Genomic DNA, 13,692 nt, shown 5'->3' with positions numbered 1-13,692 from the left:
TCAGTACTGGTACACGCCGCGGCCGCTCTTGCGGCCCAGGCGGCCAGCGGCCACCATTTCCTTGAGCAGCGGGCAGGGGCGGTACTTGCTGTCGCCGAACTGGGTCAGGTAGACCTCCATCACCGCCAGGCACACGTCCAGGCCCACCATGTCGGCCAGCGCCAGCGGGCCGATGGGCTGGTTGCAGCCGAGCTTCATGCCGGCGTCGATGTCCTCGGCGGTGGCCAGGCCTTCGGCCAGCACGAAGAAGGCCTCGTTGATCATCGGCACCAGAATGCGGTTGACCACGAAGCCCGGCGCGTTCTTCACCGTGATCGGCGTCTTGCCCAGCTTCTCGGCCAGGGCCTTCACGCTGGCGTGCGTGGCGTCGCTGGTCTGCAGGCCGCGGATGATCTCGACCAGCGCCATCATCGGCACCGGGTTGAAGAAGTGCATGCCGATGAACTTGTCGGCGCGCTTGGTGATGGCCGCCAGCTGCGTGATGGAGATCGACGAGGTGTTCGAGGCCAGGATCACCTCGGGCGCGAGCAGCTCGTCCACCTGCTGCAGGATCTTGATCTTCAGCGCCTCGTTCTCGGTGGCGGCCTCGATCACGATCTGCGTGGCCTTGAGGTCGTCGTAGTTGGTCGAGCCCTTGATGCGGGCCAGCGCGGCGGCCTTGTCGGCCTCGGCGATCTTTTCCTTCTTGATCAGCCGATCCAGGCTGGCGCCCACGGTGGCAATGCCCTTTTGCACGGCGGCGTCGGCGATGTCGACCATCACCACGTTCAGGCCCGACACCGCGCAGGCCTGCGCAATGCCGTTGCCCATGGTGCCTGCGCCGATGATGCCTACGGTCTGGATCGTCATAGTCTTGTCCTTGGATGGGGTGTTGGAGGGATTCAGACCGGCATCATAGCCTCGATAAAATCGGCGGCCTTGATGTACTTGCCTTCTGTTCCCATGACCACCATCGGCACCCCCTACACCCCCCAGGCCACCAAAGTGATGCTGCTCGGCAGCGGCGAGCTCGGCAAGGAGGTGCTGATCGCGCTGCAGCGCCTGGGCGTGGAGACCATCGCGGTGGACCGCTACGAGCATGCGCCGGGCCAGCAGGTGGCGCACCATGCGCGCACCATCGCGATGAGCGATCCCGCGCAGCTGCAGGCCCTGATCGAGCGCGAGCGGCCCGACCTGGTGGTGCCCGAGATCGAGGCCATCGCCACGCCGGCGCTGCAGGCGCTGGAGGCCGCCGGCACGGTGCGCGTGGTGCCCACGGCGCGCGCGGCGCGGCTGACCATGGACCGCGAAGGCATCCGCCGCCTGGCCGCCGAGACCCTGGGCCTGCCCACCAGCCCCTATCGCTTTTGCGACACGCTGGAGGAGCTGCGCGCGGCGATCAACGAGGGCATAGGCTATCCCTGCGTGGTCAAGCCGGTGATGAGCAGCTCGGGCAAGGGCCAGAGCAAGATCGACGGCCCGGCCGATGTGGAGCGGGCCTGGAACTACGCGATGGAGGGCGGGCGCGTGCAAGGCGGGCGCATCATCGTCGAGGGCTTCGTTGATTTCGACTACGAGATCACGCTGCTGACGGTGCGCGCCCGCGACGCCGCCGGCGCCATCGCCACGCATTTTTGCGAGCCCATCGGCCATGTGCAGGTGCAGGGCGATTATGTGGAGAGCTGGCAGCCGCACCGCATGCCGCCCGAGGCGCTGCGCCGCGCGCAGCAGATCGCCGGCGCGGTCACCGCCAGCCTGGGCGAGGGCCTGCGGGGCGAGCCCGCGGGCCTGGGCCTGTACGGCGTGGAGCTGTTCGTCAAGGGCGATCAGGTCTGGTTCAGCGAGGTCAGCCCGCGCCCGCACGACACCGGCATGGTGACCATGATCACGCAGTGGCAAAACGAATTCGAGCTGCATGCCCGCGCCATCCTCGGCCTGCCGGTGGACACCAGCCTCAAGACGCCGGGTGCGAGCGCGGTGATCTACGGCGGCGTCGAGGCCCGCGGCGTGGTGTTCGATGGCGTGGACCAGGCGCTGCAGGTGCCGGGCACCGAGCTGCGCCTGTTCGGCAAGCCCGAGAGCTTCGAGCGCCGCCGCATGGGCGTGGCGCTGGCGCGCGCGGCCGACACCGATGCGGCGCGCGCCAACGCCAAGCGCGCCGCCGCGCTGGTCAGGCCGCGCGTGCCGGCCTGATTCGGCGGCCTACTGCGTCACGCAGGCAAAGCTCTGCGCCTTGTTCAGGTCGCCGCTGCCGCTGTAGCGCGGCCAGCTCGGGTACTCGCACAGCGGGCGGGTGCGGCCGGGCACGCCGGCGGTATCGGCCACCACCGGGTTGGCGGGCGCCTTGCCCGCGCTCACCCACTGGTCCAGCGCGGCCAGCGAATCCCAGTTGGCGTTGAACGAGGTGCTGGCCGCATGGCCGTAGCCCGGCACCTCGTAGTAGCGCGCGAAGCCCTGCACATTGGCCGCGCCCATGGTCTGCTGCAGGCGCAGCCAGTACTGCTCGGTGGCGCGCGTGCTCACCAGCACGTCGGCGCTGCCGTGGGCCATCAGCAGCTTGCCGCCGCGCTTGCTGAAGGCGGACAGGTCGGTGCTGTTGATGTCCTGCAGCTTGGTGAGCTGCTGGATGCGCGCCGTCCAGGCGCCGGGGTTCTGCGGGTCCAGCGACAGCGAGTCGAACTGCGGATCGCGCGTGACGAAGTAGCGCACCCACTGGTCCCAGAACACCGCCCAGTACGGCGCGGTGAGCGGCGCGGGGCTGGCTGGCGCGGTGGTGTTCATCGCCAGCAGGTTGACGGTGGGCTGCAGCGGGCTGCTGCCCTCCTGGCCCAGGTCCGAGCCCCAGACGTTGAAGCCGGGGTACTGGGTTTCGCCGCTGCCCAGCGGGCTGCTGAAAGTGATGGCCGTGTTGTAGGTCTTGAGCGCGGCGATCATGGCATCCGACAGGCATTGCTCGCCCTCGTTGCCGCCAGAGGCACAGCGCAGCGGCTTGCCGTTCAGCTGCGCCGTGGCCGGGTCGAACTGCGCATTGCAGGCCGCTACGTTGCTGACGATGCCGTCGGCCGCGCCGTCCAGCGCATCGCACTGGGCGATGGCCGCATCGCGCAGCAGCTTGCGCTGCGCCAGGCTCGGGTAGGCGTTCGGCTGGGCAAACGCGCGGCTGATGCGGCCGAACTGCAGATCCAGGCTGGCGGCGTTCCAGGCCGGGTACCAGGCCACCACGCCATCCCAGTCGGCCGGCCATTTCTGCGCCACCGCCAGCGCCTCGCGCCCACCGGTGGAGCCGCCGATGAAGTAGCGCCGCTCGGGCTTGGTGCCATAGAAACGTTTGACCAGCACCTGGGCCACGTCGCTCACCTTCTTGAGGGCGTCGCCCGAGAAGTTGGCCACCGCCTCGTCATTGGTGCCGAAGCTGCCGTCGCGGCTGCCGGCCGCGCCCGCCTGGTGGCCCGAGTCGCTGGCGAACACCGCATAGCCCTGTGCCAGCAGCGGGTAGGCGCCCTGGCTGGCTGGCGCGGCGGAATAGGTGTAGAGGCTGGGAATGGTGCCGTTGTAGCCCCCGCCGCCCAGCATCACCACCTTGCCGTTCCACTCCTTGGGCAGCAGCAGGCCCATCTTGATCGGCGGCGCGGCCGGGTCCACCGGCGCGATGCTGATGTTGGCGCGCACCGAGGCCGGCGGCTGCGGGCCCGTGGCCGCGCTCGGGGTTTCGGTGGAGGTGACCTTGGCGCCGCCGGTGGGCAGGCCTATGTCGCCGGCCGCCACCTGCTGGCTTGCCAGCTCCTGGCTGGCCTTGTCGAAGTTGAAGCTGGCGAAGCCGCCGCTGCCGCAGGCGCTCAGGGCCAGCGCGGCGGCGGCCACGGCAAGCAGCCGGGTGGGCGGGAAGGCGGGCGGGGCGGGGCGATGCGCAGGCTTCATGTAGCTTCTCCTTGGGAATCTATGGGTATGCAACGGCAGGCCGCCGCATGCGGGGCCTGCGCCGATTGTGGTGGCGGCCCCCGCCGCAGGCAAGGCCGGGGCGCTCGGTGTTTGTGCCGATGGTGCGCCGGCGGGCAAGGGAGTCATGCGCCTGCCATGGGCGCTCCATGGCATGGCAACTCTTTGGTCTGGTAGTGCGCCGCAGCCGGATAATCGGGCCATGACTTCTTCCATCCAAGACGCGGCGGCCGGCGGCTTCGAGGCCCTCGCGCTGTCCCCGGCCATGCAGGACAACCTGCGCCAGCTGGGCTACACCCGCATGACCGCCATCCAGGCGGCCAGCCTGCCCGTGGCGCTGCTCGGGCGCGATCTGATCGCCCAGGCCAGCACCGGCAGTGGCAAGACCGCTGCCTTCGGCCTGGCGCTGCTGGCCAACCTCAACCCCCGCCGCTTCGCGGTGCAGGCGCTGGTGCTGTGCCCCACGCGCGAGCTGGCCGACCAGGTCACCGCCGAGCTGCGCCGGCTGGCGCGCGCGCACGACAACGTCAAGATCGTCACGCTGTGCGGCGGCGTGCCGCTGCGCGGGCAGACCGCCAGCCTGGAGCACGGCGCCCACATCGCGGTGGGCACGCCCGGCCGGGTGATGGACCATCTGGCGCGCGGCTCGCTCGAACTCTCCGCGCTGAACACCCTGGTGCTGGACGAAGCCGACCGCATGCTGGACATGGGCTTCTTCGAAGACATCGCCCAGGTGGCGCGCCAGTGCCCCGCCGAGCGCCAGACCCTGCTGTTCTCGGCCACCTACCCCGAAGGCATCGAGCGGCTGGCGCAGCAGTTCATGAAGGCGCCGCAGCAGATCGCGGTGCAGGCCCAGCACGGCGCGGGCAAGATCGAGCAGCGCTGGTACGAGGTGCTCGACAGCGAGCGCCTGCACGCGGTCTCGCTGCTGCTGAACCACTTCCGCCCCGAATCGACCCTGGCCTTTTGCAATACCAAGCAGCAGTGCCGCGACCTGGTGGCCGTGCTGCAGGCCCAGGGCTTCAGCGCGCTGGCGCTGTACGGCGAGCTGGAGCAGCGCGAGCGCGACCAGGTGCTGGTGCAGTTCGCCAACCGCAGCTGCTCGGTGCTGGTGGCCACCGACGTGGCCGCGCGCGGGCTCGACATCGCCCAGCTGCAGGCGGTGATCAATGTGGACGTGACCCCCGACCCCGAGGTGCATGTGCACCGCATCGGCCGCACCGGCCGGGCCGATGCGCAGGGCCTGGCGCTCAGCCTGGCCAGTCTGCCCGAGATGGGCAGTGTGGGCCGCATCGAGCAGCTGCAGGGGCGCGAATCCGAATGGCATCCGCTGGCCGGGCTACAGCCCTCGGCGGGCGGCCCGCTGCTGCCCCCCATGGCCACCATCCAGATCGTGGGCGGGCGCAAGGAAAAGATCCGCGCCGGCGATGTGCTGGGCGCGCTCACCGGCGAGATGGGCCTGGCCCGCGAGCAGGTGGGCAAGATCAATGTGAACGACTTCTCCACCTACGTGGCGGTGGAGCGCGGCATTGCCAAGGAAGCGGCCCGGCGCTTGAACGCCGGCCGCGTCAAGGGTAAGCTGGTGCGGGCGCGGCTGGTGGGCGAGGAGTGACCGCCGGCCCTTGCCGGCCCTTGCCGGGTTTGACCGGGCGCAAACCCGGCGAACCTGCCCGGTGCATACTGGACGGCTAGCCGCCGGGGGCGCCATGATGGATACGGATGACCCGCTATGCAGACTGAACCCGCCAACGAACACGAGGCCGTGGCCGAGCGCCTGCGCCGCCTGATCGACGAGCTGGCCGGGCTGGGCGCGCGCATCGCGCTGCTGGCCCGGCAGCTGCATCTGCCGCTGCAAACCCGCGCCGAGGTCGAGCAGGTGCTGGCCGGCGACGAGCGCGAGCACGAACACGGGGCGTTGCGCGGCCGCCAGGCCTGCATGCGCGAAGAGCTGCGCGGCCTGCTGGTGCTGCGCTACGAGCTGGTCACCCGCATCGCCGGCGAGGTGGGCGCGCAGGCGGCCCGCGACATCCTGCTCGGCGCGCAAGAGCGGCTGCTGCGCGAGGGCTTCGGCCCGCAGGCGCCAGGCATGGACCTGCATCCGCTGTTCGACGGCCTGTGAGCGCCGCGCCTGCGGCCCGATGGTTTCACCTTGCCCTTACCCCCTGCCATGAACACTTGCGCACCCGACACCGCCAACACCGCTGACACCGCCGACACCGAATGGATGGAAAACCTCACCTATGACGAGCTGAGCCTGGGCCAGCGCGCGCAGCTGTTGCGCACGGTGACGCTGCAGGACATCCAGGCCTTCGCCGCGGTCTCCGGCGACATCAACCCGGCCCATCTCAATCCCGGCTATGCCCAGGCCAGCATGTTCCACGGCGTCATCGCCCACGGCATGCTGGGCGCGGCGATGATCTCGGCGCTGTTCGGCACGCGCTTTCCCGGGCCCGGCACCATCTACCTGGGGCAGGATCTGCAGTTCACCCACCCGGTGCGCATCGGCGACACGCTCACCGTGACCGCCACCGTGCGCGAGAAGGACGACGCGACAAAGCGCGTCGCGATGGACTGCCTGGTCACCAACCAGCAGGGCCAGGCGGTGCTGCGCGGCGTGGCGCAGCTGATGCCGCCAACGCAGAAGCTGCGCCTGCCGCGCATCGGCGCGCCGCAGATACAGCTGTTCGACCCCGAGGCCCGCCAGCAGGCCTTGCTGGCCCGCGCCCAGGGCCTGGAGGCGGTGCGCTGCGCCGTCGTCCACCCCTGCGACGCGGGCTCGCTGGCCGGCGCGATGGATGCCGCCGCCCGCGCGCTGATCATCCCGGTGCTGATCGGCCCCGAGGGGCGCATCCGCCGTGCCGCGCAAGAGGCGGGCGTGGACCTGGCCGGCGCGCAAATCGTCGGCGTGGAGCACAGCCATGCCGCCGCCGCGCGGGCCGCGGGCATGGCCGCGCGGCGCGAGGTGGAGATCGTCATGAAGGGCAGCCTGCACACCGACGAGCTGCTCAAGGCCCTGCTGGCCGAGCCCGCGCTGCGCACCGGCCGCCGCCTGTCGCATGTGTTCCGCTTCGACGTGCCGCTGTACCCCAAACCCCTGATCGTCACCGATGCGGCGATCAACATCGCGCCCAGCCTCGCGGAGAAGGCCGACATCATCCAGAACGCGATCGACTTCGCGCGCCTCATGGGCACCGAGCAGCCCCGGGTGGCGATCCTGTCGGCGGTGGAAACCGTCAACCCCGCGATGGCCTCGACGCTGGATGCCGCCGCCCTGTGCAAGATGGCCGACCGCGGCCAGATCACCGGCGGCCTGCTCGACGGCCCGCTGGCCTTCGACAACGCCATCTCGCCGCAGGCCGCGCGCATCAAGGGCATAGTCTCGGGCGTGGCCGGCCAGGCCGACATCCTGGCGGTGCCCGATCTGGAGAGCGGCAACATGCTGGCCAAGCAGCTCGAATACCTGGCCGGCGCGAGCAGCGCGGGCCTGGTGCTGGGCGCGCGCGTGCCGATCGCGCTCACCAGCCGCGCCGATGGCCCGCGGGTGCGCGTCGCCTCGGCGGTGCTGGCCCTGCTGGCCGCGCACGAGCAGCGCAGGCTGCGCGCCGACAACGCCTGGAAGCAGGGGTGACGCCATGGCCATTCTTGCCGTCAACGCGGGCTCCTCGTCGCTGAAGTTTTCGCTGCACCCGCTGCAGGGCGCGCGGGTGCAGCCGCAGGTGCTCTCGGGCAGCGTCCAGGGGCTGGAGCCCGGGGGCAGCCCGGCCATGGACTGGAAATACCAGGGCCGCAAGCACCAGGAAGTGCTGGCGCTGCCCGCGCGCCAGCCTGCCTTCGCGGTGGCGCTGGAGCGCCTGCGCGCGCTGGTGCAGTCGCTGCCGCAGGCCGGCATCCAGGCGGTGTCGCACCGCGTGGTGCATGGCGGCGGCCAGTTCACCGCCAGCGTGCTCGCCACCGACGAGGTGCTGGCGCAGCTGGCGCGCCTGAACTCGCTGGCGCCGCTGCACCAGCCGCACAACATCGAGGGCATACGCCGCTTTCGCGCGGCCTTCCCGGGCCTGCCGCAGGTGGCCTGCTTCGACACCGCCTTCCATGCCGGCATGCCCGAGGTGAACCAGGCCTTTGCGCTGCCCCGCGCGCTGAGCGGGCAGGGCGTGCGCCGCTATGGCTTTCACGGCCTGTCCTACCAATACATCATGTCGGTGCTGCAAGAGCGCAGCGCCCGCGGCGGGCAGCGCGCCGTCATGGCCCACCTGGGCAACGGCGCCAGCCTGTGCGCGGCGCACGCGGGCCGCAGCGTGGCCACCACCATGGGGTTTTCGGCGCTGGACGGGCTGATGATGGGCACCCGCAGCGGCGCGCTCGACGCGGGCGTGCTGCTGTACCTGCTGGAGCAGGGCTGGGACCATGCGCGCATCGAAAGCCTGCTGTACCGCGAAAGCGGCCTGCTTGGCGTGTCGGGCATCTCGGCGGACATGCGCCGGCTGCGCGCCGAGGCCGCCCAGGGCAGCGCGGATGCGCAGCGCGCCATCGAGCTGTTCACGCACTGCGTGGTGCGCGAGAGCGGTGCGATGGCGGCCTGCCTGGGCGGGCTCGATCTGCTGGCCTTCAGCGGCGGCATCGGCGAGAACGATGCGCTGCTGCGCGAGCAGGTATGCGAGCGCCTGGGCTGGATGGGCCTGCGTATCGACGCGGCGCGCAACCGCGAGGCCGGCGCCGGCACTGCCTGCGCGGTGCATGCGCCGGACAGCGCGGCCGAGATCTGGGTGGTGCCCACCGACGAGGGGCGCGTGGCGGCACGCGAGGCGGCGGCGCTGCTATGGGGTTGAGATTGCTTCTTATTTAATAGCTTGTTGCGCTTTATGGTATTGGTTTTCAGATATTTTTATATTTTAAAATCAATCACCGCAAGCGCTGGCAGCTCTCTTTTTTACCGCGGCGACTATTGGAACGCCACCTCGGCAAAGCTGCGCAGCTTGCGGCTGTGCAGGCGCTCGGAGCCGCCGGCGCGCAGGATGTCGATGGCGCGCATGCCTATGCGCAGGTGCTGGTCCACGCGCTCGCGGTAGAAGTGGTTGGCCATGCCGGGCAGCTTGATCTCGCCGTGCAGCGGCTTGTCGCTCACGCACAGCAGCGTGCCGTAGGGCACGCGAAAGCGGAAGCCGTTGGCGGCGATGGTGGCGCTTTCCATGTCCAGCGCCACCGCGCGGCTCTGGCTGAAGCGGCGCTGCGGCGTGTTGTTGGGCAGCAGCTCCCAGTTGCGGTTGTCGGTGCTGGCCACGGTGCCGGTGCGCATGATGCGCTTGAGCTGCGACTCCGCTACCAGCGACACATCGGCCACCGCCTGCTGCAGCGCCACCTGGATCTCGGCCAGCGCGGGGATCGGCACCCACAGCGGCAGTTCCTCGTCGAGCACGTGGTCCTCGCGCACGTAGGCATGGGCCAGCACGTAGTCGCCCAGCTGCTGGCTGTTGCGCAGGCCGGCGCAGTGGCCCAGCATCATCCAGGCATGCGGGCGCAGCACCGCGATGTGGTCGGTGATGGTCTTGGCATTGGCCGGGCCGACGCCGATGTTGACCATGGTGATGCCGCTGTGGTCGGCGCGCACCAGGTGGTAGGCGGGCATCTGCGGCAGGCGCGGCGGCGGCGTGCCCAGCTCGTCATTGGGCTGGGCCGGCAGGCCGGTGCGGCGCGTGACCACGTTGCCAGGCTCGATGAAGGCCACGTACTCGCTGTCTTCCCTGGCCATTTCGGCGTGGCCCAGGCGGATGAACTCGTCGATGTAGAACTGGTAGTTGGTGAACAGCACGAAGTTCTGGAACCACTCGGGCGCGGTGCCGGTGTAGTGGCGCAGGCGCTGCAGCGAGTAGTCCACGCGCGGCGCGGTGAACAGCGACAGCGGCCGCGGCTCGCCGGGCTGGGGCTCCCAGGTGCCGTTGGCGATGCCGTCGTCCATGGCGTGCAGGTCGGGCAGGTCGAACACGTCGCGCATCAACAGGCGCCGCTCGGGCGTGAGCGTGCCTTCCACATAGTCGTTGTCGGCGAACGAGAAGTGGATCGGGATGGGCTGGCTGCTGGTGCCTACTTCCAGCTCCACGCCGTGGTTGGCGATCAGGTGGCCGAACTGCTCGGCATAGTAGTCGGCGAACAGGTCGGGCCGCGTCAGCGTGGTCTCGTAGTGGCCCGGGCCCTCGACGAAGCCATAGGTGAGCGAGGTGGCGGCGCGCGCCACGGTGCGCGTCTGCATGCGCACGAAGGGGTAGCAGGCGCGGTAGGGCGCGCTCGGCGTCTCGCCCGCCACGAAGCGCTGCATTGCGGCGCGCAGGTGGTTGATCTGCTCGGTGTAGATGGCCTGCACCTGGGCCAGCGCCGCTTGGGCCGTGCGGTGGCGGGTGGGGGCGGTGAATGCGGGCTTGTTGTGGGTCATACCGCATTGTGCAATGAGTTTCCACCGCCGCAGGGCATGGCCCCATGGCGCCGTGGGCTGCTGGGCGGGCGCTGTTGCGCGCCCGCATCTGTAGCTGGGCCCGGCGCCATCAGATCAGTCCAGCTCCGGCAGGTAGCTGCCGTCGGCATCATGGGTTTCGCGGCCGCTCAGCGGCGGATTGAACACGCATACCAGCCGCAGGTCGCCCTTGGTGGCGCGCAGGATGTGGGGGTCGTTTTGGTCCAGCGTGTAGATGGTGCCGGGGCGTATGGGGTGGCGCTCGCCGTTGGCCAGGTTCACCACCTCGCCCTCGCCCGCGAAGCAGTAGTTGGCCTCGATGTGGTGCTTGTAGTGCAGCTTGAGCTCGGCGCCTGCGCGTACGCGGGTTTCGTGCACCGAGTAGCCGGCGCCGTCGCGCTTGGTCAACAGGCGCAGGCTCTCCCAGCCGGGGCCCTGGGCATGGAATTCGGTGCCGACGATGTCAGCGGCGTGTGTCACCAGCATGTAATCTCCTTGGTGGGTGGGGTAGGGGGTGGGCGGGCAGGGCTCAGAGGGCCAGCGCGCGCTCCAGGCGCGCCGCCAGTTGCAGCAGCGCGGCATCGTGGCCGCGGCGCCCGCTCAGCATCAGCCCGAGCCAGGGCGCATCGGCGCTGCCCGGCAGCGTGATGCTGGGCAGGTCCAGCCGGCTGGCGGGCTCGGTCAGGCTGAAGGCGCGGGCATTGGTTTGCAGGTAGCGCTCGGGCGCGGCCAGCTCGGCCACGGTGGGCGGCTTCATGGGTACCGTGGGGCAGAGCACGGCCCAGGCACCGCCCAGCTCTTGCTCGAAGGCCTGGCGCTGGCGCGCCAGCTCGGCCTGCGCCAGCAGGTAGTCGGCGGCGCGCACCTCGCGCCCTTGCAGAATGCGCGGCCCCACCAGCGGGTCGTATTCGGCCAGGCGCTGCGGCAGCCGCGCATGGTGCAGGGCATGGGCTTCGGCGCTGATGATGCCGCCTGCGCGCGCCGCGCGCGGCGCGGCCAGCCACGCGGGCAGCTCCTGGCGGCGCAGCGCAAAGCCGCGTGCCTGCAGCCGCGCCAGCAGGGCATCGAACCACGAGCGCAGCTCGGCATCGAGGACCGAATCCAGGTGCGCCGGCACCAGCAGCACCGGCGCATCGCCGGCCGTGGCCTGCTCGGAAGTATCGGGCGCGCTGGCCAGCACCCGGTCCAGGCGCTGGCATTGGGCCACGCTGCGGGTGATCAGCCCGGGCACGTCGAAGCTGATGGACAGCCGCGCGAGGCCTTGGTCGTCGTAGCGCCCACGGCTGGGCCTGAAGCCCACCACGCCGCAGAATGCCGCGGGGATGCGCGCCGAGCCGCTGGTGTCGCTGCCCAGCGCAAAAGTCTGCAGGCCCAGCGCCACCGCCACCGCGCCACCGCTGCTGGAGCCGCCGGCCACGCGCGGCGCATCGCGCAGCGCCGGGGTCAGCGGCGTGCCGTACCAGGGGTTCAGGCCCAGCGCGCCGTAGGCGAATTCGGTCATGTTGTTCTGCGCCAGCAGCACCGCGCCGGCCGCGCGCAGCCGCCGCACCAGCGGCGCGTCCGCGCTGGCCGGCGCTTGGCTCGCCAGCACGCGCGAGCCGGCGTGCGTGGTCCAGCCGGCCACGTCGAAGCAGGCCTTGGCGCCCCACACCTCGCCGGCCAGCGGCAGGGCAGGGCCGGGCGCGGCATCCAGCGTGTGGGCCTCGGCCAGCGCCGCCTCGGCGCGCAGCTGCGTCAGGGCCAGCGCGGCATCCTGCGGCTGGGCGCCGATCGCCGCCAGGCAGGCCTGAACCGCGCCGGCGCAGCGGTGCCGGGCAATGCCCGGTTCAGTGCGCGCCGACATGGTGCAGGAATTCCTGGATGCGGCGGTCGCCGCTGGCGCGGATCTCGGCGGGCGTGCCGTCCATGAGTACCTGGCCGCCGTCCATGAACAGGATGCGGTCCGAGACCTTGAACGCAAAGCCCATCTCGTGGGTGACGATGAGCATGGTCATGCCTTCGCGGGCCAGTTCCTCCACCACCTTCAGCACTTCGTTGACCAGCTCCGGGTCCAGCGCCGAGGTGGGCTCGTCGAACAGCATCACCGAGGGGTGCATGGCCAGCGCCCGCGCGATCGCCACGCGTTGCTGCTGCCCGCCCGAGAGCTGGTGCGGGTATTTGTTGACGTGGGCCAGCATCCCCACCTTGCGCAGCAGGCACAGCGCCTCTTGCTCCAGCACCTGGGCGTCGCCGCGCCCGTGGTAGCGCGGCGCCAGCATCACGTTGTGCAGCACCGTCTTGTGCGGGAACAGGTTGAAGCTCTGGAACACCATGCCGATGTCCAGGATCTGCGCGCCCGGCGCCTGCTGGCGCGCGCCGGGCGCGGCCTTGAGAAAGCCCTGGCCCGACAGGCGCACCTCGCCGCCATCGAGCGTCTCCAGGCCGTTGAGGGTGCGGATGAACGAGGTCTTGCCCGAGCCCGAGGGGCCGATGATGGAGATCACCTCGGCCGGCATCACCTTCAGGTTGATGCCCTTGAGCACCTCGTGCGGGCCAAAGCGCTTGCGCACGCCCACCGCCTCCAGCGCTGGCTCGGCGCTGCTGCCGCGCGGCGGCCGGGTGCAGCCGCTGTACTGCGGATCCACCAGCAGCTGCGATTCGTCCACCGGCTGCGGCGCGCGGCGCAGCACGTTCAGGTGGCGCTCCAGCCAGGCCAGCAGCTTGTCCAGGCAGGTGACGATCAGCACGTAGTACACCGCCACCGCCAGCATGGTCTCGAACACCAGGAAGTTCTGCGTGTAAAGGCGCTGGCCCACCAGCAGGATTTCGGCCAGCGAGATCACCGACACCAGCGAGGTGAGCTTGACGATGGTGATGAATTCATTGCTCAGCGCCGGCAGCGCGATGCGCAGCGCCTGCGGCACCACGATCAGCCGCTGTATGCCCGCATAGCCCATGCCCAGCGCGCGCCCGGCCTCGATCTGGCCGCGCGGCACCCCGAGCAGGCCGCCGCGGTGGATCTCGGCGATAAAGGCGGTTTCGCTCACCACCAGCGCCACCAAGCCGGCATGGAAGGGGTTGGTGAGCACCGTGCCCGCCGCCGGAAAAATCTGCGGCAGGTTGTAGACGAACACCAGCAGCACCAGCAGCGGCAGGCTGCGGAAGAACCAGATATAGGTGCCCGCCAGGCGCCGCAGCGGCGCCCGGGTGGACTGCTTGGCCAGCGCCATGGCGAAGCCCGCCGCCACGCTGAGCAGCCAGGTCAGCGTGCTGAGCTGGACCACCACCCAGCAGGCCGCCCAGAAGTCGCGGTCGGCGAACAGGCTGAGGGTGTATTTCCAGTCGAACTGCATGGC

Annotated in this window: 11 protein-coding genes; 5 read left to right on the top strand and 6 right to left on the bottom strand. The window is 70.4% G+C overall.

The annotated features are described in order from the left end of the window. A complete protein-coding gene (locus tag ACODRX_RS06885) occupies nucleotides 1-849 on the bottom strand; it encodes a 3-hydroxybutyryl-CoA dehydrogenase (protein ID WP_488870470.1) in 849 nt (282 codons plus the stop codon). Between the two features lie 93 nt (nucleotides 850-942). Here ACODRX_RS06885 and purT point away from each other — a divergent pair, with 93 nt between their 5' ends. Beyond that, on the top strand, nucleotides 943-2,172 hold the full coding sequence (gene purT / locus ACODRX_RS06880) for a formate-dependent phosphoribosylglycinamide formyltransferase (protein WP_488870469.1): 1,230 nt from the start codon (nucleotides 943-945) through the stop codon (nucleotides 2,170-2,172). A 9-nt stretch (nucleotides 2,173-2,181) separates the two neighbouring features. Here purT and ACODRX_RS06875 read toward each other — a convergent pair whose 3' ends face one another. Continuing rightward, nucleotides 2,182-3,897 (bottom strand): tannase/feruloyl esterase family alpha/beta hydrolase, encoded by a 1,716-nt coding sequence (locus ACODRX_RS06875; protein WP_488870468.1) that lies wholly within the window; start codon nucleotides 3,895-3,897, stop codon nucleotides 2,182-2,184. Nucleotides 3,898-4,117: 220 nt separating this feature from the next. On the opposite strand from ACODRX_RS06875, the gene dbpA reads away from it, so the two are divergent. From dbpA to ACODRX_RS06855, 4 genes are all read left to right on the top strand, one after another. After that, on the top strand, nucleotides 4,118-5,527 hold the full coding sequence (gene dbpA / locus ACODRX_RS06870) for an ATP-dependent RNA helicase DbpA (protein ID WP_488870466.1): 1,410 nt from the start codon (nucleotides 4,118-4,120) through the stop codon (nucleotides 5,525-5,527). Between the two features lie 117 nt (nucleotides 5,528-5,644). After that, nucleotides 5,645-6,034, top strand: coding sequence for a hypothetical protein (locus ACODRX_RS06865; RefSeq protein ID WP_488870464.1), 390 nt, complete (start codon nucleotides 5,645-5,647; stop codon nucleotides 6,032-6,034). Between the two features lie 48 nt (nucleotides 6,035-6,082). Next, nucleotides 6,083-7,543, top strand: a complete 1,461-nt coding sequence (locus ACODRX_RS06860; RefSeq protein WP_488870463.1) for a bifunctional enoyl-CoA hydratase/phosphate acetyltransferase — start codon at nucleotides 6,083-6,085, stop codon at nucleotides 7,541-7,543. 4 nt (nucleotides 7,544-7,547) lie between these two features. Further along, nucleotides 7,548-8,741, top strand: coding sequence for an acetate/propionate family kinase (locus ACODRX_RS06855; RefSeq protein WP_488870461.1), 1,194 nt, complete (start codon nucleotides 7,548-7,550; stop codon nucleotides 8,739-8,741). A gap of 113 nt (nucleotides 8,742-8,854) precedes the next feature. Here the strand turns inward: ACODRX_RS06855 and ACODRX_RS06850 are convergent, their stop codons facing one another. From ACODRX_RS06850 to ACODRX_RS06835, 4 genes are all read right to left on the bottom strand, one after another. After that, complete coding sequence (locus ACODRX_RS06850) at nucleotides 8,855-10,339, bottom strand: AMP nucleosidase (RefSeq protein ID WP_488870459.1); 1,485 nt, start codon at nucleotides 10,337-10,339, stop codon at nucleotides 8,855-8,857. Nucleotides 10,340-10,453: 114 nt separating this feature from the next. Further along, entirely contained in the window at nucleotides 10,454-10,843 is a 390-nt protein-coding gene (locus tag ACODRX_RS06845) for an ectoine synthase (protein WP_488870458.1), read from the bottom strand. Nucleotides 10,844-10,886: 43 nt separating this feature from the next. Then, nucleotides 10,887-12,200, bottom strand: a complete 1,314-nt coding sequence (locus ACODRX_RS06840) for an amidase family protein (protein ID WP_488870457.1) — start codon at nucleotides 12,198-12,200, stop codon at nucleotides 10,887-10,889. Continuing rightward, nucleotides 12,184-13,689 carry an amino acid ABC transporter permease/ATP-binding protein gene (locus ACODRX_RS06835; RefSeq protein ID WP_488870456.1) on the bottom strand — a complete coding sequence of 502 codons (1,506 nt, stop codon included), beginning with the start codon at nucleotides 13,687-13,689 and terminating at the stop codon, nucleotides 12,184-12,186. Before ACODRX_RS06835 ends, ACODRX_RS06840 begins: the two co-directional genes overlap by 17 nt. Nucleotides 13,690-13,692 lie beyond the last annotated feature (3 nt).

The sequence above is a fragment of the Comamonas sp. FG99 genome (assembly GCF_057808605.1).
This window is presented reverse-complemented; position numbering and strand designations above follow the sequence as displayed.